20 protein-coding genes are annotated in these 20,202 nt (G+C 54.4%); all 20 read left to right on the top strand.

Translation table 11 applies throughout. The features are described from left to right. Window positions 1-50: 50 nt before the first annotated feature. The 20 genes from HBA55_RS26595 (at window position 51) to HBA55_RS26500 (ending at window position 20,200) form a co-directional block, all read left to right on the top strand. Window positions 51-1,079, top strand: a complete 1,029-nt coding sequence (locus HBA55_RS26595) for a protein-glutamate methylesterase/protein-glutamine glutaminase (protein ID WP_166997729.1) — start codon at window positions 51-53, stop codon at window positions 1,077-1,079. Window positions 1,080-1,281: 202 nt separating this feature from the next. After that, window positions 1,282-1,587, top strand: a complete 306-nt coding sequence (locus tag HBA55_RS26590) for an STAS domain-containing protein (RefSeq protein ID WP_166997727.1) — start codon at window positions 1,282-1,284, stop codon at window positions 1,585-1,587. A 51-nt stretch (window positions 1,588-1,638) separates the two neighbouring features. Then, window positions 1,639-3,327: an ATP-binding SpoIIE family protein phosphatase gene (locus HBA55_RS26585; protein ID WP_240946312.1), complete on the top strand. Its 1,689-nt coding sequence runs from the start codon at window positions 1,639-1,641 to the stop codon at window positions 3,325-3,327. Between the two features lie 48 nt (window positions 3,328-3,375). After that, window positions 3,376-3,708: an Hpt domain-containing protein gene (locus HBA55_RS26580; protein WP_166997725.1), complete on the top strand. Its 333-nt coding sequence runs from the start codon at window positions 3,376-3,378 to the stop codon at window positions 3,706-3,708. A gap of 121 nt (window positions 3,709-3,829) precedes the next feature. Further along, window positions 3,830-6,124, top strand: coding sequence for a flagellar hook-length control protein FliK (locus HBA55_RS26575; protein ID WP_166997723.1), 2,295 nt, complete (start codon window positions 3,830-3,832; stop codon window positions 6,122-6,124). Between the two features lie 226 nt (window positions 6,125-6,350). Further along, window positions 6,351-6,866, top strand: a complete 516-nt coding sequence (locus HBA55_RS26570) for a flagellar basal body-associated FliL family protein (protein WP_166997721.1) — start codon at window positions 6,351-6,353, stop codon at window positions 6,864-6,866. A gap of 66 nt (window positions 6,867-6,932) precedes the next feature. Next, window positions 6,933-7,952 carry a flagellar motor switch protein FliM gene (gene fliM / locus HBA55_RS26565; RefSeq protein WP_166997719.1) on the top strand — a complete coding sequence of 340 codons (1,020 nt, stop codon included), beginning with the start codon at window positions 6,933-6,935 and terminating at the stop codon, window positions 7,950-7,952. Continuing rightward, window positions 7,949-8,386, top strand: a complete 438-nt coding sequence (gene fliN / locus HBA55_RS26560) for a flagellar motor switch protein FliN (RefSeq protein WP_166997717.1) — start codon at window positions 7,949-7,951, stop codon at window positions 8,384-8,386. The genes fliM and fliN overlap by 4 nt, the downstream gene beginning before the upstream one ends. A 6-nt stretch (window positions 8,387-8,392) precedes the next feature. After that, complete coding sequence (fliO, locus tag HBA55_RS26555) at window positions 8,393-8,980, top strand: flagellar biosynthetic protein FliO (protein WP_166997715.1); 588 nt, start codon at window positions 8,393-8,395, stop codon at window positions 8,978-8,980. Next, entirely contained in the window at window positions 8,977-9,804 is an 828-nt protein-coding gene (gene fliP, locus HBA55_RS26550) for a flagellar type III secretion system pore protein FliP (protein ID WP_240946311.1), read from the top strand. Before fliO ends, fliP begins: the two co-directional genes overlap by 4 nt. Before the next feature lie 52 nt (window positions 9,805-9,856). Continuing rightward, entirely contained in the window at window positions 9,857-10,126 is a 270-nt protein-coding gene (locus HBA55_RS26545) for a flagellar biosynthetic protein FliQ (protein ID WP_166997709.1), read from the top strand. A gap of 6 nt (window positions 10,127-10,132) precedes the next feature. Next, complete coding sequence (gene fliR, locus HBA55_RS26540; RefSeq protein ID WP_166997707.1) at window positions 10,133-10,912, top strand: flagellar biosynthetic protein FliR; 780 nt, start codon at window positions 10,133-10,135, stop codon at window positions 10,910-10,912. Then, a complete protein-coding gene (flhB, locus tag HBA55_RS26535) occupies window positions 10,912-12,048 on the top strand; it encodes a flagellar biosynthesis protein FlhB (RefSeq protein ID WP_166997705.1) in 1,137 nt (378 codons plus the stop codon). Before fliR ends, flhB begins: the two co-directional genes overlap by 1 nt. 13 nt (window positions 12,049-12,061) lie before the next feature. Next, window positions 12,062-13,150: an SMP-30/gluconolactonase/LRE family protein gene (locus HBA55_RS26530; RefSeq protein ID WP_166997703.1), complete on the top strand. Its 1,089-nt coding sequence runs from the start codon at window positions 12,062-12,064 to the stop codon at window positions 13,148-13,150. Window positions 13,151-13,347: 197 nt separating this feature from the next. Beyond that, on the top strand, window positions 13,348-15,444 hold the full coding sequence (gene flhA / locus HBA55_RS26525; RefSeq protein ID WP_420821513.1) for a flagellar biosynthesis protein FlhA: 2,097 nt from the start codon (window positions 13,348-13,350) through the stop codon (window positions 15,442-15,444). 81 nt (window positions 15,445-15,525) lie between these two features. Continuing rightward, entirely contained in the window at window positions 15,526-17,058 is a 1,533-nt protein-coding gene (gene flhF / locus HBA55_RS26520) for a flagellar biosynthesis GTPase FlhF (protein ID WP_166997699.1), read from the top strand. 139 nt (window positions 17,059-17,197) lie between these two features. Then, on the top strand, window positions 17,198-18,025 hold the full coding sequence (locus HBA55_RS26515; protein WP_166997697.1) for a MinD/ParA family protein: 828 nt from the start codon (window positions 17,198-17,200) through the stop codon (window positions 18,023-18,025). A 72-nt stretch (window positions 18,026-18,097) separates the two neighbouring features. Next, window positions 18,098-18,820, top strand: coding sequence for an RNA polymerase sigma factor FliA (locus tag HBA55_RS26510; protein WP_240946316.1), 723 nt, complete (start codon window positions 18,098-18,100; stop codon window positions 18,818-18,820). A gap of 164 nt (window positions 18,821-18,984) precedes the next feature. Then, complete coding sequence (gene cheY / locus HBA55_RS26505) at window positions 18,985-19,371, top strand: chemotaxis response regulator CheY (protein ID WP_166997693.1); 387 nt, start codon at window positions 18,985-18,987, stop codon at window positions 19,369-19,371. A 28-nt stretch (window positions 19,372-19,399) separates the two neighbouring features. Further along, the gene (locus tag HBA55_RS26500) at window positions 19,400-20,200 is read left to right on the top strand and encodes a protein phosphatase CheZ (RefSeq protein ID WP_166997691.1); all 801 of its coding nucleotides are present in this window, start codon (window positions 19,400-19,402) and stop codon (window positions 20,198-20,200) included. Window positions 20,201-20,202 lie beyond the last annotated feature (2 nt).

The raw sequence follows: 20,202 nt of genomic DNA, 5'->3' as shown, positions 1-20,202 counted from the left end.
ACGAAGACATGAGTAATATCAATACATCGAAGTGGTGATGGGGCGACAAGATGATTAAAGTGTTGGTGGTCGATGATTCCGCGCTGGTAAGGGGGTTGTTGACAGACATTCTCAGCTCCGACCCGCAGTTGAAGGTGGTTGGTGCCGCGCGAGACCCCTATGAGGCGCGGGAGATGATCAAACGTCTGAACCCGGACGTACTGACGCTGGACATTGAAATGCCGAAAATGAATGGCATTGCATTCCTGTCCAATCTGATGCGGTTGCGTCCCATGCCCGTAGTGATGATTTCCACACTGACCCACGCCGGTGCGCCGGCCACGCTTGAAGCGCTGGAGCTGGGGGCGGTGGATTTTCTGCCCAAGCCCCAAGACGAAGGCGCCATGGGCCAGTATCAGCGGGTTATCGTTGAGAAGGTGAAAATAGCCGCCAGTGCCAATCTTACCGGGCGGGATTCCAACTGGATGGAGCAAGCGCCGGTCAAACCCTCAGCCAGCACGCGCCTGAAAGCCAACTTCATCTGCGCGATAGGAGCCTCTACGGGCGGCACCGAAGCCATCAAAGACGTACTGAGGGTGTTGCCGAAAGAGTCGCCACCGATCATGGTTACGCAGCATATTCCGGCTGCGTTCAGTACCTCATTTGCCCAACGTCTGGATGACAACTGCGAGATCAAAGTGTTTGAGGCTAAAGATGACCAGCCAGTGCGAGCCGGCTGTGCTTACCTGGCTCCCGGTGATCAACATTTGCGATTGGAGCGCTCCTCCTACGGCTATGTCTGTAAATTGACGCAAGGTGACAAGGTCAATCGTCACCGGCCTTCGGTCGAAGTCTTGTTTCAGTCAGTGGCGGAAACCGCCGGCAACAACGCTATGGCGGTTATGCTTACAGGTATGGGTGCCGATGGTGCCCAGGCAATGCTGGAATTACATCAAAAAGGGGCGATGACCGTCGCCCAGGATGAGGCAACCAGCGTGGTATGGGGCATGCCGAAAGCAGCTGTGCAGCTGGGCGCTGCCGAAAAAGTGCTGCCACTGGGTAAAATCGCTGACACAATTATCAGGGCCGCCTATAGTTAGAGAATTGGGGGTTTGAAAGCCGGGTCAGGGTATTGAAGCTTTGATCTCGCCGGTGAAAACTTGAGCAGTTTGAGCTCGAGGTGTGCAGAGCTTTAAAAAAATGCCGCTGTCCTGCCTTGGATGGGGTAGTCAGAGGCATAGATTAGTCTATTATTAGATAACAATTCTGGTGCTCAATAACAGATGGAATAAGAGGCAGGTTATGGGAATTCAATCTCACGTTTCTGATGATGGCAAGGAGCTGGTCATTTCGATTCAGGGTCGCTTTGATTTCAGTGCGCATCAGGATTTCAGGAACAGTTACGAGACTTTGGACAGTCAGCCTACGCGTTACAAGGTGGATATGAACGAAACGACGTATCTGGACAGCTCTGCCTTGGGTATGTTGCTCTTGTTGAGAGATCATGCCGGAGGAAACTCCGCAGAGATTGAAATTGTGAACTGCAGTCCTGATGTCAAGAAAATTTTGACCATATCCAACTTTGAACAGTTGTTTACCATCGAATAGTGGTTGGCTGCGGGAACAATGCCCCAGGAGATGTCGCAACAGGCAAAGCCCTTGAAAATACTGATCGCTGACGATACCGAGACCGATCGCCGGATCCTGGAGGCCATTGTTCGCCGGGAGGGGCATGAGGTCATCAGTGTCTGCGATGGTCAGGAGGCGGTCACTGCCTACGAGCGGGAACAGCCGGATATCGTCCTGCTGGATGCCCTCATGCCAAGGCTGGACGGCTTCGGCGCCGCGAGGCAGATCAAGGAACTGGCTGGCGAAGAGCTCGTGCCGATCATATTTCTCACTTCCCTGAGCGATACCGAGTCTCTGGTGCGCTGCCTGGAGGCAGGTGGGGATGACTTCCTTTCCAAACCCTACAACCGGGTTATCCTCCAAGCCAAAATCAAAGCCTTTAATCGCATGCGTGAGATGCATCAGGAGGTGCAGATTCAGCGCGATCAAATTGCCTCGCATAACGATCATTTAATGCAAGAGCAAACGGTTGCCAAACAGGTGTTTGACAACATAGCCCATACTGGTTGTCTGGATGCCAGTAACGTTAAATACCTGCTGTCACCGCTTGCCGTTTTTAACGGCGACGTGATTGTGGCGGCCATTCGGCCTTCGGGCAGTATGATGGTGTTGTTGGGGGACTTTACCGGCCACGGGCTGCCGGCCGCGATTGGCGCCATGCCTCTGGCATCGTCGTTTTACGGGATGGTGCAGAAAGGATTCTCAATGGTGGATATCCTGCGGGAAGTCAACCAGAAGCTTAAACAGATCCTGCCGATCGGCGTATTCTGCTGTGCCTCCATCGTCGATATGAATTTCTCCAAAGGCAAGATTCGCATCTGGAATGGTGGCTTGCCCGACTGTTACCTGCACCGGTCCGGTACAGGCGAGGTAGAACCCATTCGCTCAACCCATCTGCCGCTGGGTGTGCTTGACGACAGCAGTTTCAAAGACGACTGTCTGCATTTTGAGATGGAGGTGGGAGACCGCCTATATATGTGGTCTGACGGAATCATCGAAACCCGCAACCCGAAAGGTGAGATGTACGGCGAAGAACGTCTTCAGCAAGTCTTCGCCGGCAATAAGGTGCCCGGCCAGGTCTTTGACGACATTGTGAACAGTGTGCATGAATTTGCGGGTGGGGAGCGGGATGACGATTTGTCTCTGATAGAGCTGACCATGGCAGAACCCGGGCAAATCGATGGTGGACCGCGAGATTACTCGCCACAACGCCATAGCGGAATGATGGAATGGTCAATGGATCTGGAATTGCAGCCCTCTACCTTCCGGCTGTTTGATCCCTTGCCGCTGTTACTCAACATACTGGTCGAAGTACCGGGGCTGAGAACTCACAGCGGCAGCCTCTACACCATCCTGGCAGAGCTCTATTCCAATGCCCTGGAACACGGGGTGCTGGGTTTGTCCTCCGAACTCAAGCACACGCCGGAAGGGTTTGCGGAATACTATCAGCAGCGTCAACAGCGGCTGGACACCCTGGAGGAGGGAACCGTCGCTTTTTCGATGGATCACCGGGTTCTGGGGGATGGCGGAGAACTCATATTGAAAGTCACCGATTCCGGTACTGGCTTCGATCATCAGAACAATATCGACAACCCCCACAAGCGGGTAGGCTACAGCGGTCGGGGAATACCGCTGATTCGCACGCTGTGTCACTCCTTGCGCTATATTGGAACTGGCAATCAGGTAGAAGTCGTATTTCGTTGGGATGGCGACGATTAGTATGGGAATCAGGCAAACTATTTGGCAAGCAACGAGGAAAGTCGCAGTATGACTCAGTCGGTTGATACAGAAACCCTGGCAATGTTGAAAGAGGTTATGGAAGATGACTTCAATAACTTGATCAACACTTTTCTGGACGACGCCCGACAGAGGTTGCCGCTGTTGCGGGAACAGTTGGCCGCTAGTGATTATGAGGCCCTGAGACGCACTGCTCATAGCCTGAAGGGCAGCAGCAGCAATCTGGGGGCCATGCCGTTGTCCGAACTGTGTTTCCAGGTCGAACATCGTGCCAATGAGCACCAGTTATCAGGTGTTGAAGGTATTTTGCAGGAAATTGACGCTGAATTTCAGCAAGTCAGCGATATTTTGTCTCAGTTCTAACCGTCCTTTTCAGAACCCTGGGTTCTGGCATTGACTTTGCAGTATTGATCCCAAACGCAGGATTACACTCAAAAGCGGATAAACATTGCCGCTATGCGGGTGTTGTGCCCAGAGGATCGATATGAACGCCTACCAGCTGCCCATTTCTAACCTGCTCAATCTGGATGTCGGTGCAGGTGCGAACAACCGAGCAAGCCAAACCGGTGATGCCGCTTTTGAAGACAGCTTTCGTTCTGCTATGGACGAACGCCGGGTATCACCAGCAAACCATTCTGAAAAATCAGATTCTGAGCAGACTCGTAACGAACCGTCTAATGAGCGGAAGGACGCACAGAACGATCCGCGTTCTTCAGCGGAACAGAAGTCGTCGGACACTGCCGATTCGGCAGGCGACCAGGAGCGTTCGGCCCGCAACAATGGTAGCGCGGGTGGCGAGTCTTCAGCGGAGCAGCAGCCTTCAGCGGAGCAGGAGCCTTCAGCGGAACAGGAGCCTTCAGCGGAACAAGAGCCAGCACCGGAAGCAGAGGCTTCCGCCGATGAAAATTCTTCAGCTGAAAAAGCGCATTCAACCGGAACTGAGTCTGCATCCGGTGAAGAATCCTCAGCTTCAGATGTAGAGACTTCCGTCGAGGAGCAGGCACCTTCGGATGAAGCTTTGGCCAATGATGATCTCTCAGGCGATGAAGAGTCATTGGCTGAAGAAGCGTCAGCTCCTTTAGAGCTGCTCTCAGAATCAGTGGCTGGAGAACAGTTGTCCAGTGCAGATGATCCCACGGCAGGCGAAACCACTTCTGCAGACCACCCATCCGCATCCCTAAGAGCTGACCCATCGCCAGCCCGCGCCACATCCGGCCCCGAGGATCTGGCCGAGGGCCGGCTTCAGGACGGAGAATCCTTGGTGAGCTCCGGCACAGCTGAGTCTGGAGACAACAACCAGCAGCAACGAAATCAGGGCGAAGAAGCGCTTTCGGAAGTTGATGTTGACTCTCCAGCCTACCTTTCCAGCCAGCAAGTTGCACTCGAAGCGTCAGTCCTGGGCGGTAGCGCTCCTAGGGAACAAGTTGCAGATGACGCGTCGGTGATCTCGGTGGGAGACAATGGCGCAACAGAAGCGGCTCCCGGGTCACCGGTCTTGGATCCCGATACATTTTACTCTGGTGGCCCTGCAGCAGCGGACCAAACCCGTGAAAATAGCCGCCCGCTGGCACAGCCCTACGCCGATGAGAGTTGGCTTGAGGATATTCCAGATACTGCCGAAGGCGCCTTGCCTGACCAGAATGTCGCTGGCGACACCACCTGGGAACGTCGTCCTGAGTCTTTGTTGGCTGCCCACGGAGTAAACGTAGCTCAGATCAGGCATTCCGGGGCTGAAGGTTACCCTGGGGACCCTGTGCCTACCTTATCGACCACTGCAAACCCGGGTGCTGTCACTGGCTCTCCAGGGGTGTCTGAGACAGTGAACGCTTCCTCGTCTGCGATGGGGAACCAAAGATCGCCTTCTGCACTTGGGGCGGGTAGTAGCCAAGGCAGCGGAATCAGCACTGAAGAGTCAACGATTAATCTGACAGACCTGGCTGCGGACGGTGAAGCTGAGACCAGTGACGAGCTTCTCGCCGCGCCCCGGGCCAAGGTGATTCCTGCAGGCAGTTCACGCCTGTCGACCGACGGTCAGTTGAATCGTGCGGTGATGGAAGCTGTGGCGGAATCGCCTCAACAGTCGGACTCAGCCGTCGACCTTGAAGTCGATACCCACCTTGCCAATTCTCGCCGTCAAGCTGCCCCCGACGCGATGACGGCCTCTACCGTGCAATGGTTGAACCGTCAGACTCAAGGTCCGAGCATCAGGTCAGAGGCGACAGCTGCCACGGCGGCAGCGGGCATTGATGCCAATACGGCCAATGCCTCCAGTCAGAGCAGCACCAGTTTGGCGGCAGTCTTGAATGCCGCGGCCAGACAACAGGCCGCACCGGCCAGTGTCCAAAACGGCGCGGCGGTATTTCAACTGCCTCCACAGGCAAAAGGGGTGGGCCAACCCCAGTGGCAGACCGCAATTGCGGAACGGGTGGCGGTGATGGCCAGTCAGCGTATCAGCGCTGCGGAAATTCAACTGGACCCGCCGGAATTGGGCCAGTTACAAGTCCGGGTTACCCTGAATCAGGAGCAGGCCAGCGTCAGTTTTGTCAGCCAGCATTCGGTAGTTCGGGAAGCCCTGGATCAAACCGCATTCCGCCTGAGGGAGATGTTTGATGCTGAAGGACTGGATTTGGTGGATGTGGACATTTCTGATCAGGGGTTTCAGGAGCGTCAATCCTCCGGAGAAGGGGGAGGCCATTCCCAGGGGGCGGAGGATGACGAGCTGGAGCCGGTGACTACTCACGTACGATTATCCCAGGGATTGGTGGATCACTTTGTCTAATCTCATCGCTTCTCCTTCATCATACTGGCGCCTGACTGTCTGAGCGAGGCGCCAGCGTTCAGACCCACATCTATCGCGAACGCCTTTTCCCAATCTCTGCCACTTTTGCGCAAAAAATTCTGTACACTCCCTGAATGAGTATCGAGCCAGGCCATGAATGCCTTATTTATCAATGGCATGGGTCTTGCTGGCAAATCAACTTTACAGGGGGCGACAGGTTTTTGACATGGCAGAAGACGCTAACGAACAAACGGGGAATTCGGGCGGCGGCAAGAAAAAGCTGATAATGATGATAGTCATCGGTCTGGTACTGATCGGCTTGTCAGTGGGAGGAACCCTGTTGGCGTTAAAATTTGTGGGAGGCGATGAACCAGCGGCCACCGCTGAGGCGGAGCCGGATGCGCCGGTAGAAGAGGTTAAAAAACCAGCGATATACTATCCACTGAAGCCTACAATCATCGTCAATTTCAGTGCTCGCGGCCGGCAACGCTTCCTGCAGGCGGAGGTGAGTCTGATGGTGCGGGAAGAGGATGTGGTAGCGGCTATCGAGGAGCATGGCACAATGCTGCAGCATGGTCTGTTAATGCTGTTCAGCGGGCAGGACTATGGCGAGCTGCAAACGGACGAAGGCAAAGAGTTGCTTCGTCAGATGGCACTGGAAGAAGTTCAGCGTATGCTGGAACAGGAAATTGGCAAACCTGGTGTTGAGCAGGTTTTGTTTACCAATTTTGTGATGCAATAACTGCTTTCTGATGCAGAGACTATCTGTGATGCAGAAACCAGTGGTTGAGACAATCGGGCGGTAACCGTGCAGGATCTACTTTCACAAGACGAAATTGATGCGCTCTTACACGGTGTCGACGACGGCGATGTCGATACGGAGAGTAGCGAAGAGCCGGGTGCGGTCAAAGCATATGACCTGACCAGCCAGGATCGTATCGTGCGCGGGCGAATGCCCACGCTGGAGATGATCAACGAACGTTTCGCCCGGTACACCCGCATAAGTATGTTCAATTTGCTGAGACGCTCGGCCGACGTTTCTCTGGGCGGGGTGCAGATTCAGAAGTTTGGGGAGTATGTACACACGCTGTACGTACCTACCAGCCTGAATATGGTCAAATTCCGCCCGCTTCGTGGAACCGCCTTAATCATCCTGGACGCCAAGCTGGTGTTCAAACTGGTGGACAACTTTTTTGGCGGCGATGGGCGTCACGCCAAAATCGAGGGTCGTGAATTCACACCCACCGAACTGCGGGTGGTGCAAATGGTACTCGAACAGGCGTTTGTGGATCTGACAGAAGCCTGGAAAGCCGTGATGCCCATTGAATTCGAGTTCATTAATTCAGAAGTTAACCCGTCAATGGCCAACATCGTCAGTCCCAGCGAAGTCGTGGTGGTGAGTACTTTCCACGTCGAACTCGATGGCGGTGGCGGTGATCTCCATATCACCATTCCCTATTCGATGATTGAACCCATTCGCGAGATGTTGGACGCCGGTTTGCAAACCGATACCGATGAGCGGGATGACCGCTGGGTACACGCGCTGCGAAACGACGTCATGGAAGCGAAGGTGGAATTAGAGTGCGAAGTCGCCCGCAGAGAGATTACTTTGAGGGACATTGTCGATCTTAAAGCAGGAGATGTTGTGCCTATTGAGCTGCCCGAGCTTCAGGTAGTCACGGCCAACCGTGTTCCAATGTTCAGGATTTCGCTGGGACAGTCCAACGGCAATCTGGCGCTGAAAGTCAACGAAATCATTGATCGAACAGCGTTGCAAAACAGCACAACCCTGGCCGAAACACCGGTAATTGAGGAAAGCAAAAAATGAGTGATGACGATCTGTTGGACGAAGGTGGTGATGTCAATCAGGACGCCATGGCGGACGAGTGGGCTGCGGCGATGGCCGAAGCTGAGGCTGCCGAACAGGCCGAGGCGGAAGCGGAGGCCACACCTGTTGCTTTGAATGAGTTTGAGGACGAAGGTATTGGAGGTGGAGCGGATAACCCTGATCTTGACGTGATCCTGGATATTCCAGTGACCATTTCAATGGAAGTTGGCTCCACTTCTATCACCATCCGCAATCTGCTACAACTCAATCAGGGCTCGGTTATTGAGCTGGACCGACTGGCGGGTGAGCCTCTGGACGTGTTGGTCAATGGCACCTTGATTGCCCACGGAGAAGTGGTGGTGGTGAATGAAAAATTTGGTATTCGGATGACGGATGTGATCAGTCCGGCTGAACGTATCAAGCGGTTGCGGTGATTGCCATTGAATGTACGACGCTCGTTTGTGGTCATACTGTTTTGGATGGTTTGCGGGGTGGCGTTTGCTCAGAACTCCATTAGCGGGAATCTGGATACGGCCGCTAGCCAGGAAGAACATCCACCGCAAGATGCACAGTTAGCCGCTCCAGCACGTGAGAAACCTGGTCTTGAGACCGCTCCCTCTAGTCAAACCGGCGGGCCCACCGGTCCTTCCTTCAAAATCCCTGCAACCCGTCAATCTCAGACCGCATTACCCGACAGTGGCGCCTACCTGACTCAGGTTTTTCTGGCATTGATGGTGGTGATTGGCTTGGTGTTTGCCGTCGGCTGGTTAATGCGTCGAGTGGGTGGAGGAGCCCTGGTGGGCAGTCAGCATATGAAGGTTCTGGCGACCATGCCGATGGGAACACGTGAGCGAGTGGCGCTGATTGATGTGGCTGGCCAGCAATTGCTGGTGGGTGTAACGGCGACCTCTATCAATACGTTACATGTCTTTCCTGAACCGGTGATTGAGTCTGACCATGGCGCTGCTGATTCGGACTTTGCGCATAAGCTTCGGGCGTTAATGGGCGGCAAGGGACAAAGCTCATGAGTCGATATAGCTCACTGAAAACCGGATTGTTACTGCTGATCCTGATGGTCGGGGGATCTATGGTTCCGGCATTTGGCCAGGATACCAGTGGCGCGTCATCTTCCACCGCAGCCAGCGGCAGTGCTGACCCGACGACCTTTAAGGGCATTCCGGGATTGCCCGCCGTCACGGTTCAGACTAACCCAGACGGCAGCCAGGATTACACCGTAACCCTGCAAATCCTGGCCATTATGACGGCGCTGTCGTTGCTGCCGGCACTGTTGATGATGATGACCTCGTTTACACGCATCATTATTGTGTTCGCCATTCTCAGACAGGCACTGGGCTTGCAGCAATCGCCTTCGAATCAGATTCTGATCGGACTGACGTTGTTTCTGACATTTTTTATTATGGCGCCGGTGTTTGACCGGGTGAACCAGGAAGCGCTGCAGCCCTATATCAATGCGGAAGTCACCGCACGACAAGCTTTTGATCTGGTCCAGGTTCCTTTTCACGAATTTATGCTGTCGCAGACCAGGGAATCGGATCTGGAGCTGTTTATGGAGATCGCCGATCGGCGTGATATCGCCTCACCACAAGAGGTGCCCATGAACATACTGGTGCCGGCGTTTGTGACATCGGAGCTTAAAACGGCTTTCCAGATCGGTTTTATCATTTTTATTCCCTTTCTGGTGATCGATATTGTGGTCGCCAGTGTACTGATGGCCATGGGTATGATGATGCTGTCGCCGCTGATTATTTCGTTGCCCTTTAAGATTATGTTGTTTGTGTTGGTCGATGGCTGGGCGTTGATCATTGGCACATTGGCGGCCAGTTATGGTTAAAGCAGACTCTGGGATTCAGTACCAACTTGGGCTGAGCTAGCGAGGTGAACTGATGACTCCGGAAGTGGTGATGGACCTGTTAGGCACCGCCTTTTACCTGACGGTGGTAATGGTGTCGCTGATTGTGGGTCCCAGTCTGGTGGTGGGATTGCTGGTGAGCATGTTCCAGGCGGCCACCCAGATTAACGAACAGACCCTCAGTTTTTTGCCGCGATTGCTGATCACACTGGGAACCATTATGGTTGCTGGCGCCTGGTTGATACAGCAGTTTATGGACTTGTTTAATAACCTGATCCGCCAGATCCCACAATTGATCGGCTGACCCCTCATGTGGTATCTCACAGACAGTCAGATTACCGAATTTGTGGGCAGATACCTGTGGCCCCTGTTTCGTATCAGCGCGCTGTTTATGGCGATGCCGATCATCGGCACCCGTGTTGTTTCGGCACGGGTACGTATCGTATTGGCGTTGACGATTACCTTGCTGGTTGTGCCGCTGTTACCGCCAATGCCTGAGGTTCCACCATTATCCCTGGGCAGCTTATTGATTGTATTGCACCAGATACTTATCGGATTGACGCTGGGTTTTTTTCTTCAGGTGGTATTTCACCTGTTTGTCTTGGCGGGGCAGTTTGTGGCGATGAAAATGGGGTTGGGTTTTGCTCAGATGAATGACCCGTCTAGCGGTGTCGCCGTGACTGTGCTGTCAAACTACTATCTGATTCTTACGACATTGCTGTTTCTGAGCATGGATGGGCACTTGGTCGTATTTCAGATGATCATCGAGAGCTTTAACACCATTCCCATTGCCGCCCAGGGAATGACCTCAGATATCTTCTGGCAGGTGGCCAGCGGCGGTAGCTGGATGTTCAGCCGGGCACTGTTGATTGCGATGCCGGTATTAACCTCTCTGCTGGTGGTCAATCTTTCTTTTGGCGTGATGAGTCGTGCAGCGCCACAGATGAACGTGTTTACTGTGGGCTTTCCCATTACCCTCATTTTCGGGTTGTTACTGATGTGGTTCAGCATGCCTGGGTTTCTACCCAATTATCAGTTGTTTCTGGAAGAGGGCTTTAATGTGCTCTACCAGTTTCTCAGGATACCCTGATGGCCGAAGACGACAGCAGTCAGGAAAAAACAGAAGAGCCCACGCCGAAACGGCTGGAAAAGGCTCGCGAAGACGGTCAGGTTCCCCGATCGCGGGAGTTGACCACCTCTGCGATTCTGATTGCCGGCAGTGTCGGGCTGTTTGTGTTAATGCCGTTTATGTCCCAACGCCTGCTCGATATCTCGCGATATAACTTTTCCCTGGACCGACGCGTGGTATTTGATCCTGCGCTGATGGTTCAGCAGCTTGCTCACTCATTCGCCGACGCACTCTGGTCTCTGGTGCCGCTGTTTTCGATTCTGCTGGTGGCGGCAATCCTGGGGCCGATTGCTCTGGGTGGCTGGTTATGGAGTGTCAAAGCCATGGCGCCCAAGGCCAGTCGCATGAATCCCATGGAGGGCCTCAAGCGCATGTTTGGCGTTAAAGGCCTTATCGAGCTGGTTAAGGCGGTGGCCAAGGTGCTGCTGATTCTGAGTCTGGCTATTCTGCTGCTGGTGAGTATGCAACAGGACATGCTGGAGTTAGCCAACCAGGCAGTGAATCCGGCAATCGTCGACTCGTTCAAGCTCGCCGGTTGGGCGGCCATTGCATTGTCTGCCATTACGCTGTTTATCGTGATATTGGATGTGCCTTTTCAGATGTGGGACCACAGCCGCAAGCTGAAGATGTCGCGTCAGGATATCAAGGACGAAATGAAAGACAGTGAGGGTAAGCCGGAAGTCAAAGGCCGGATTCGGCAGTTGCAACGGGAGATGGCCAATAACCGACAGCTGGCGGCCGTGCCCGAGGCCGATGTGGTGATTACCAACCCGACGCACTTTTCCGTAGCAGTCAAGTATGATCCGGACACCATGCAGACTCCCATCGTACTGGCCAAAGGGGTGGACTTTTTCGCTCTGAAAATCCGGGAAGTGGCCAAGGCCAACGACGTGCAGATTATGGAATCTCCAGTTCTGGCTCGAGCCATCTATCATACTACCGACGTGGACCAGGAGATTCCCGCCGGGCTCTATATGGCAGTGGCGCAGATACTGGCGTATGTTTTCCAGTTGCGCAATTATCGTAAGGGCAAGGGAGAACGACCGCCGTTCCCCAGAAACATTGATGTCCCCGAAGAGATGCGCTTTGATCCCTGATTAAGGAAAGTCCATGCTGAAACGAACTATTGCCATAATCTTTGCGATTCTGGCGGTGTACTTCTTATTCTGGCCAGTACCTGTCGAGCCTCGCAGCTGGTCGGCCCCAACGGCCCCGGCCTATGAGGGCGACTATCAGGTTAACCAGGCATTGCGTCAGTTTGAGCCCATGGTCATGCCCGAACAATCCGGGCCCGAAGGCGTGGTGGTCGACGCCAGTGGTTTTGTCTACGCCACCACGGAGCAAGGCTGGATTGTGCGTTGGAGGCCGGGCGTCAGGGAGGCTGAGAACTGGGTTAAATTACCTGGCCGGCCGCTGGGAATTTGTCTGGGTGCCAACAACGATTTCTGGGTGGCCGATGCTTTCGAGGGGGTCTTTCATGTCGATTCCGATGGCCGGCTGACACGGCGTTTGACCGAAGTGGACGGCAAGCCGCTGCTCTATGCCAATGACCTGGTACTGGCCGCTAATGGCAAACTCTATCTCAGCGATTCTACCGCCCGCTTTTCGGCAAAGGCCTACGGCAGTACCTATAAGGCCAGTCTGGTGGACATCCTGGAACATGGCGATACCGGTCGGGTGATCGAATGGGATCCAGTTTCCGGTGAAAGCCGGGTCATTATGTCGGGCTTGAGCTTCGCCAATGGCGTGACGGCTGATCCATCGGGTGAATTTCTCCTGGTGAACGAAACCTCTGAGTATCGTGTCTGGAAGTATTGGATTGCAGGTGCCAAGGCCGGCACTGCTGAGGTGTTGATCGATAATCTGCCCGGTTTCCCGGACAATATTATTGCCGGCCAACAGGGACGCTTTTGGCTGGGTTTTACTTCTCCGCGAATCGCGCTGCTGGACAATCTCGCCAACAAGCCCTTTGTTCGGAAAATGGTTCAGCGTCTGCCTTCCTTTGTCAGGCCCAAGGCCAAATTCTATGGGCATATTCTGGCCATCAATGGGGAAGGGCAGGTGGTTGCCAACCTGCAGGACCCTGAGGCTCGATATCCGTTGACGACCGGCGCCAGCGAAACCGATGAGTACCTCTATATCAGTAGCCTGATCGCACCGGATTTGGCTCGTGTGCGTAAGTCTGATATCGGTTTATAGCGAAGTCTGTCAGCCACTGGTACGGTTCTTGCCCTATCTGCTGCTAACGCAGTAAACCGTCAAGAATCCGTATCTCAATGGCATCAAATTCTCTGTCCGAATTCCGTCAGTTTGCCTCCAGTATTGACCGCAAGGACGCCATCAATCACGTCCGCAGCATCGGTCAAGGTAACTTGGGGATACCCATTCTGCTGTTGATGCTGCTGGGCATGATGACGCTGCCTCTGCCGCCATTTCTGCTGGATCTGTTCTTCTCTTTCAATATCGCCCTGTCCATTGTGGTTCTGCTGGTGGGTATTTATTCCCTGCGCCCTCTGGATTTTGCGGTATTTCCCACCATTCTGCTGGTGGCGACACTGTTGCGGCTGGCACTGAATGTGGCATCGACCCGTGTCGTTCTGCTCGAAGGGCATCAGGGGGGGGATGCCGCAGGCAAGGTGATTCAGGCCTTTGGTGAGGTGGTGATTGGCGGTAACTACGCAGTGGGGATCATCATCTTTATCATCCTGATGATCATCAACTTTGTCGTGGTCACCAAAGGCGCCGGGCGAATTTCAGAAGTGAGTGCGCGTTTTACTCTGGATGCGATGCCTGGCAAACAGATGGCCATTGACGCCGATCTCAATGCGGGGCTGATTGATCAGGACGAGGCTCGAACCCGCCGTGAAGATGTGGCTGCTGAGGCCGACTTTTATGGTGCGATGGACGGTGCCAGTAAATTTGTACGTGGCGATGCCGTTGCCGGCATCCTGATTCTGGTGCTCAATATTATTGGTGGACTGATCGTGGGTATGGTGCAACACGAGCTGGAGTTTCAGGATGCCTTGCAGAAGTACATTCTGTTAACCATTGGCGACGGCCTGGTCGCCCAGATTCCTTCTCTGTTGCTGTCGACCTCGGCCGCGATCATGGTCACCCGCGTCAACAGCTCCGAGGACGTTCGCAAGCAGGTCATGCGGCAGATGTTTGATTCACCCAAGGCGCTGGCAGTGGCGGCGATGGTGCTGTTTATTATGGGCGTTATCCCGGGTATGCCTCATCTGTCGTTCCTGGGGCTGGCGTTCCTGGCTGCCGGCCTCGCCCTGTTTCTTTACTATCGTCAGTATCAGCGTGAAATGACCGGAGATGTGCCAGGAGCGGCACCGGGTTCCGGGCTGGTGCCGGTCGGGCCAACTCCGGGTGCACCGACAGGTGGTCCGGTCACGGTCGATGCAGCCGATGTCACACCCGCTGAACCCGTCGATATCGGTTGGGACGATGTACAGCCCGTCGATATTGTTGGCCTGGAAGTGGGCTACCGATTGATTCCGATGGTGGACAAGAATCAGGGTGGTGAGCTCCTGAGCCGAATCAAGGGGGTTCGCAAAAAACTGTCTCAGGAAGTCGGGTTCCTGATTCCTTCGGTTCATATTCGAGACAACCTGGATTTGATGCCCAACGCCTATCGCATCAGTCTGATGGGGGTGACATTGGGTGAGGCCGAAGTGCATCCGGACAAGGAGTTGGCGATTAATCCCGGGCAGGTGTTCGGCAGTATCGATGGCATTGTCACCACCGACCCGGCCTTCGGTCTCGAGGCGGTGTGGATTGATAGCGACAAGAAGGATCAGGCCCAGACCCTGGGTTATACCGTTGTCGACGCCAGCACGGTGGTAGCCACCCATATCAATCAGATATTGCACAAACATTCCTACGAGCTGTTGGGTCACGAAGAAGTTCAGAAGCTGCTGGACAAGCTGGCGGAGGCCTCGCCTAAACTGGCCGAAGAGTTGGTGCCTGGTGCCGTTACACTGAACGCATTACTCAAAGTTCTGCAGGGACTGCTGCGCGAGCGCGTGTCCATCCGAGATATGCGTACCATTGCTGAGTCCTTGGCTGCCTCGGGGGTCAACAGTCAAGATACTGACGCTTTGATTGCTCAGGCCCGGGTGGGGCTGTCGAGGCAGATTGTGCAGGGTATTGTCGGGCCTGAGCCGGATCTTCCGGTAATGACCCTGGAGGCCAGTTTGGAACAATTATTGCTTCAGACCGTTCAGCAGGCACAAAAATCTGGCGGTGACGGCACCTTTATTGAGCCTTCATTGGCTGAAAAGCTGCAGCAGTCCCTGATTGAGGCGGCACAGCAGCAGGAAGCCAAGGGCAAGCCGGTGATTCTGCTGGTGGCGGCACCGATCCGGATGACAATGTCGAAATTCGTGCGGTACAGCCTGCCGGATATGCATGTATTGGGGTACACGGAAATCCCCGACAACAAACAAATTACCATCGAGGCTTCGGTGGGAGCCCAGGGCTGAAGCGTGCCCTGGACAGATGACAAGCAACGGTAAAACAGGCGTCGTCGGGGGTTGTCCCGGGCGGTCGCTGGAGGAATATCAATGTCTGTGAAGCGATTTGTAGCGGCGGATATGCGCAGGGCCCTGGAGCTGGTGCGACAGGAAATGGGCCCGGATGCCATCATTTTATCCAGTCGACGGATCAAACAGGGGGTTGAGATTCTCACCAGTCTGCAGCCCGAGCCGGCACAGGCCACCCCTCCATCGCCCGTGGATACGCCGATGCCGGGTGTCGATGTGCCCATGGACAGCGATGCTTCCTGGCGTGAGCAGCTCGCAGTGGAAGAGGCAGTTCAGGGCCATGCCACGATCGTAAACCCACCGATCGCGAACTCCGTTCAATCCAGGCCCTCTCTGGCAGCAACCTCAGCCAAGTCAGAGTCTGATCATTCCGCGCCGGTGAGGGGAATGGCTTCCGGCAAGACGCCGGCCGAGTTGGCTGAGGAGATTGAGCAAGCGCGCCAGCGAATGTTGGCCGCCAAAAGAGAACAGCGCCGCCTGGATGTCTCCATTGAAGAACTGAGCCGAAGAGAATCTCCACAGCGTATCGAACCGTCAATGGCACCAAAGCCAGACTACAATGTGGAGCCCACCCAATCGTTCCACAAACCAGAGACGGCCAGCGCTCGTGTTGAACCCAAAATTGCCACGGAGCTGGAGGTTCGACAGGAGGAACAGCTAAAGTCCCTGCAATCTGAACTTGCTGATATGCGTCTGTTGCTGGAAGAGCAGCTCACCCGCATGGCGCAAACTCCTCAACATTCCTCACCCATTGTTGCCGGCCTGATACGGCGTTTTAAGCATATGGGCATGACGGATGCTGCGGCCCAACAGGTTATTGGCCAAGTGCGGGAAAGCGGCACCATGCAGCAGGCCTGGACGGATGCCCTGGCCGCGTTGGCTCACGCTATACCGGTTGGAAATGCGGACGACCTGGTGATGCGGGGTGGGGTATTTGCTTTCGTGGGACCCACCGGTGTAGGAAAAACCACTACTATCGCCAAACTGGCGGCCCGCTACGTGCTCGAGAACGGGCCCGAAAATGTTGCGCTGGTGACGACAGATACCTTCCGCATTGCGGCTCATGATCAACTTCGGGCGCTGGGTCGCATTCTCAATGTTCAGGTCAAGGTCGTGGACGATAACCAGGATTTGCCTGCCATTCTGCGCAGCCTCAAGGGGTGTCCTCTGGTGTTGATTGATACGGCGGGATTCCGCCAGGGAGATGTGCAGCTCAGGGAACAGCTCCAGGCATTGGCACTGGCCCCGGAAATCCAGCCATTGCTGGTCATGGCCAGCAATTCCCAGCTGCAAATGATGAAAGCGACCATACACGCTCACCAGGCGGCTCGACCCATTGGTTGCGTTTTGACCAAGTTGGATGAAACCGCCAGCCTCGGAGAGGGCATCAGTGTGTTACTGGAGCACCATCTGCCCCTGCTGTACACCACCGACGGCCAGGAGATACCGCAGGATTTGAATGTCGCTCGGGGGCACAAACTGGTGGCCAGGGCGGTAGCGCTGATGAAATCGGCGGCGGCCAGTCAGTCCGTCACCAAACTACACCATAGTTAACGCATGGCACGGCTAGCTGTTGTGCAGCAGAGACGCCTATAATAAGTAGCTGAACTGACAGGCTACGCACAGATTTACTTTTAGACCTAATTAGGCAGCTGGATTCCAGGCGGGAATTCACTCAGGAGACAACAGATACATGAGTCCAACACGTCCGGTTCAAGTGATTGCCGTTACCGGCGGTAAAGGTGGCGTTGGCAAGAGCAACATCTCAGTGAATCTGAGCGTGGCGCTGGCCAAGATGAGACGCCGGGTAGTATTGCTGGATGCCGACCTTGGACTGGCCAACATCGATGTGTTGCTGGGCATCAAAGCCCAGCACAATCTTGCTGACGTTCTCGCTGGGACCTGCTCTCTGGAAGAGGTGATGGTCACTGGTCCGGGGGGCGTAAAGGTGGTTCCTGCCTCATCGGGTGTACAGCAAATGGCGGCTTTGGGCCCTCAGGAGCACGCTGCGCTGATCAATGCCTTCAGCGAACTCAGCAATCAACTGGATGTGCTCATCGTTGATACAGCTGCCGGTATTTCCGACACCGTGGTCAGTTTTGTGCGCGCCTCCCAAGAAGTTCTGGTGGTGGTGTGTGATGAGCCGTCTTCTATCACAGATGCTTATGCATTGATCAAATTGCTCAACAAAGAGTACGACATGTTTCGTTTTCGCGTGGTGGCCAACATGACGCGGAGCGCTCAGGAAGGGCAGGCGCTTTACAACAAATTGAATATGGTATGTGAGCGTTTTCTTGACGTCTCGCTTCAGTACGTCGGGCATGTCCCCTTTGATGAGAATGTTCGCAAGGCGGTGCAGCGTCAGCGGCCCCTGTTGGAATATGCCCCCAACTGCAAAGCATCGCAGGCGATCCGCAGTATGGCGGAGAAGATTGACCAGTGGCCACTGCCCAGCGCGGCACGAGGACATCTGGAGTTTTTCGTAGAACGACTGTTGCAGTCAGCGGGAGCGGGTTATTAGCGAATTGTTGACAGACGTTTACTATGACGAGTATGCAGGATCAAACCAATGCCAGCAGTTAACGGCTTAGCCATGTATGACGACACTCAGAAAAGTCTGACGACGGTTGACGTTGAGCAATACGCTCCGCTGGTTAAGCGCATTGCCCACCATATGATGATGCGTATGCCAGCCTGCGTGCAGGTGGAAGACCTGATCCAGGCGGGTATGATCGGCTTGTTGGAAGCCTCCCAAAAGTACGATGCTTCCAGGGGCGCAAGCTTTGAAACCTATGCCGGCATCCGTATTCGTGGCGCCATTGTCGACGAAATGAGACGCGGTGACTGGGCGCCAAGATCGGTGCACCGAAACGCCAGGCGCGTCAGCGAAGCCATCAGCACGGTTGAATCAAAGTGTGGTCGGGACGCCACTGATCAGGAAGTGGCTGAAGAAATGGGTGTGAGTATTAATGAATATCACGCCATGCTCAATGACTCTGCATCCAGTCGTCTGTTCAGTTTTGAAGAAAGCTTTGGTGACGACGATGGCCGCCAGAGCGGTGACGGCGTCAGCATGGCATTTGCCCCTCCCCAGGAAGGATTCCAGAGAGAATCCCTAAAGCAATCGCTGGCCCAGGCGATAACCCAATTGCCGGAGCGGGAAAGATTGGTATTGGCGCTGTACTATGATGAGGAGCTCAATCTCAAAGAGATTGGTCAAATTATAGGCGTTAGTGAGTCCCGAGTCAGTCAGATCCACTCCCAGGCGGCGCTCAGACTCAGATCCCGGCTGGCAGATTGGCGGGAGAGTGATTGACCCTTGGGGCGATTGTGAGTACCTTCTGCGGAGATGCTGAACTCAAGCGGGCTCTGAACAAAAAATACCCAGTTTTCAACGGCTTGGCAAAAACTGGCTACCCGCTGACCAGCTACTAGACTATTAGTTAGTAAATCCCATGCCCGGGACATATGGAGGCTGCATTGGACAAAAACATGAAGATCCTCATTGTCGATGATTTCTCGACGATGCGACGGATTATTAAGAATCTACTGAGAGACCTGGGATTTACCAATACCCAGGAGGCCGACGATGGCTTGACCGCTCTGCCAATGCTCAAAAGTGGGGACTTCGACTTTCTGGTAACCGACTGGAATATGCCGGGAATGACAGGGATCGACCTGCTTAAAGCCGTACGGGCAGATGAGCGCCTGTCGTCTCTACCAGTATTGATGGTGACCGCCGAAGCCAAACGCGATCAGATTATCGAGGCGGCACAGTCCGGAGTGAATGGATACGTGGTTAAACCTTTTACCGCTGCGGCTCTGAAGGAGAAAATTGAGAAGATCTTCGAGCGCGTAGACGGATAACAACGATAAAAGTGAAAAAGGTTTGGCAATGGATAATCAATCCGAGCTGCACAATAATCAGGAGTTTATCCAGGAGCTTCGCGATTGTGCCACACAACTGTCTGAAAAACTGAGCAGTGACGATCTGGAGGGGGCCTCTGACCTGATTCAAAAGCTGTTGGAGGTGCGCGACCGCAACATGTTTAACGCGGTTGGCAAACTCACAAGGGGGCTTCACAGCGCCATCGTCAATTTCCACGTGGATGGCGATTTGAGCAGTGAACCGCCGGAAATTGAAAGCTCCGAAATCCAGGACGCTTCTGATCGACTCAACTATGTCATAGAAATGACACAAAACGCCGCGGACAAAACCATGGATATGGTTGAGGCTTCGGCACCTATCGCCATTAATCTCGGCGAAGAGGCGTCTGCATTGCACGAGCAGTGGGGGCGATTACGACGTCGTGAGATGACCGCCGATGAATTTCGCGAAGTGTACAAGCGCATGGACAGCTTTCTAGGCGATATGCGTGAGGGTACTGGCGAACTCAATAAAAATCTGCAGGATATTATTCTCGAGCAAGGCTTTCAGGACCTCACCGGACAGGTGCTTAAACGTGTGATTGGATTAATCCGCGAGGTGGAAGAAAGCCTGGTAAGCCTGGTGAGAATAGCAGGTCAGGTCGAAGAAATTACAGGTTTGGCTGACGCCGCCGATACAAAACCGGAGGCTGCTGAAAAACCCAAACAGGTGGCGGCCGAAGGACCACAAATCCACGCCGCAGAGCGGGAAGATGTGGTGTCCGGACAAGATGATGTTGACGATTTGTTGTCGAGTCTGGGTTTCTGATT

The sequence above is a fragment of the Pseudomaricurvus alkylphenolicus genome (genome assembly GCF_011683955.1).
Classification (GTDB): Bacteria; Pseudomonadota; Gammaproteobacteria; order Pseudomonadales; family Cellvibrionaceae; genus Pseudomaricurvus; species Pseudomaricurvus alkylphenolicus.
This window is presented reverse-complemented; position numbering and strand designations above follow the sequence as displayed.

Excerpts from the sequence above, each read along its gene's own strand:
- HBA55_RS26545 (WP_166997709.1), top strand. The coding sequence starts at position 9,857 with ATGACTCCGGAAGTGGTGATGGACCTGTTAGGCACCGCCTTTTACCTG.
- flhF (WP_166997699.1), top strand. The coding sequence starts at position 15,526 with ATGTCTGTGAAGCGATTTGTAGCGGCGGATATGCGCAGGGCCCTGGAG.
- fliN (WP_166997717.1), top strand. The coding sequence starts at position 7,949 with ATGAGTGATGACGATCTGTTGGACGAAGGTGGTGATGTCAATCAGGAC.
- HBA55_RS26515 (WP_166997697.1), top strand. The coding sequence starts at position 17,198 with ATGAGTCCAACACGTCCGGTTCAAGTGATTGCCGTTACCGGCGGTAAA.
- flhB (WP_166997705.1), top strand. The coding sequence starts at position 10,912 with ATGGCCGAAGACGACAGCAGTCAGGAAAAAACAGAAGAGCCCACGCCG.
- flhA (WP_420821513.1), top strand. The coding sequence starts at position 13,348 with ATGCTGCTGGGCATGATGACGCTGCCTCTGCCGCCATTTCTGCTGGAT.
- HBA55_RS26595 (WP_166997729.1), top strand. The coding sequence starts at position 51 with ATGATTAAAGTGTTGGTGGTCGATGATTCCGCGCTGGTAAGGGGGTTG.
- HBA55_RS26590 (WP_166997727.1), top strand. The coding sequence starts at position 1,282 with ATGGGAATTCAATCTCACGTTTCTGATGATGGCAAGGAGCTGGTCATT.
- HBA55_RS26580 (WP_166997725.1), top strand. The coding sequence starts at position 3,376 with ATGACTCAGTCGGTTGATACAGAAACCCTGGCAATGTTGAAAGAGGTT.
- HBA55_RS26500 (WP_166997691.1), top strand. The coding sequence starts at position 19,400 with ATGGATAATCAATCCGAGCTGCACAATAATCAGGAGTTTATCCAGGAG.
- HBA55_RS26530 (WP_166997703.1), top strand. The coding sequence starts at position 12,062 with ATGCTGAAACGAACTATTGCCATAATCTTTGCGATTCTGGCGGTGTAC.
- HBA55_RS26570 (WP_166997721.1), top strand. The coding sequence starts at position 6,351 with ATGGCAGAAGACGCTAACGAACAAACGGGGAATTCGGGCGGCGGCAAG.
- fliP (WP_240946311.1), top strand. The coding sequence starts at position 8,977 with ATGAGTCGATATAGCTCACTGAAAACCGGATTGTTACTGCTGATCCTG.
- HBA55_RS26575 (WP_166997723.1), top strand. The coding sequence starts at position 3,830 with ATGAACGCCTACCAGCTGCCCATTTCTAACCTGCTCAATCTGGATGTC.
- HBA55_RS26510 (WP_240946316.1), top strand. The coding sequence starts at position 18,098 with ATGTATGACGACACTCAGAAAAGTCTGACGACGGTTGACGTTGAGCAA.
- fliR (WP_166997707.1), top strand. The coding sequence starts at position 10,133 with ATGTGGTATCTCACAGACAGTCAGATTACCGAATTTGTGGGCAGATAC.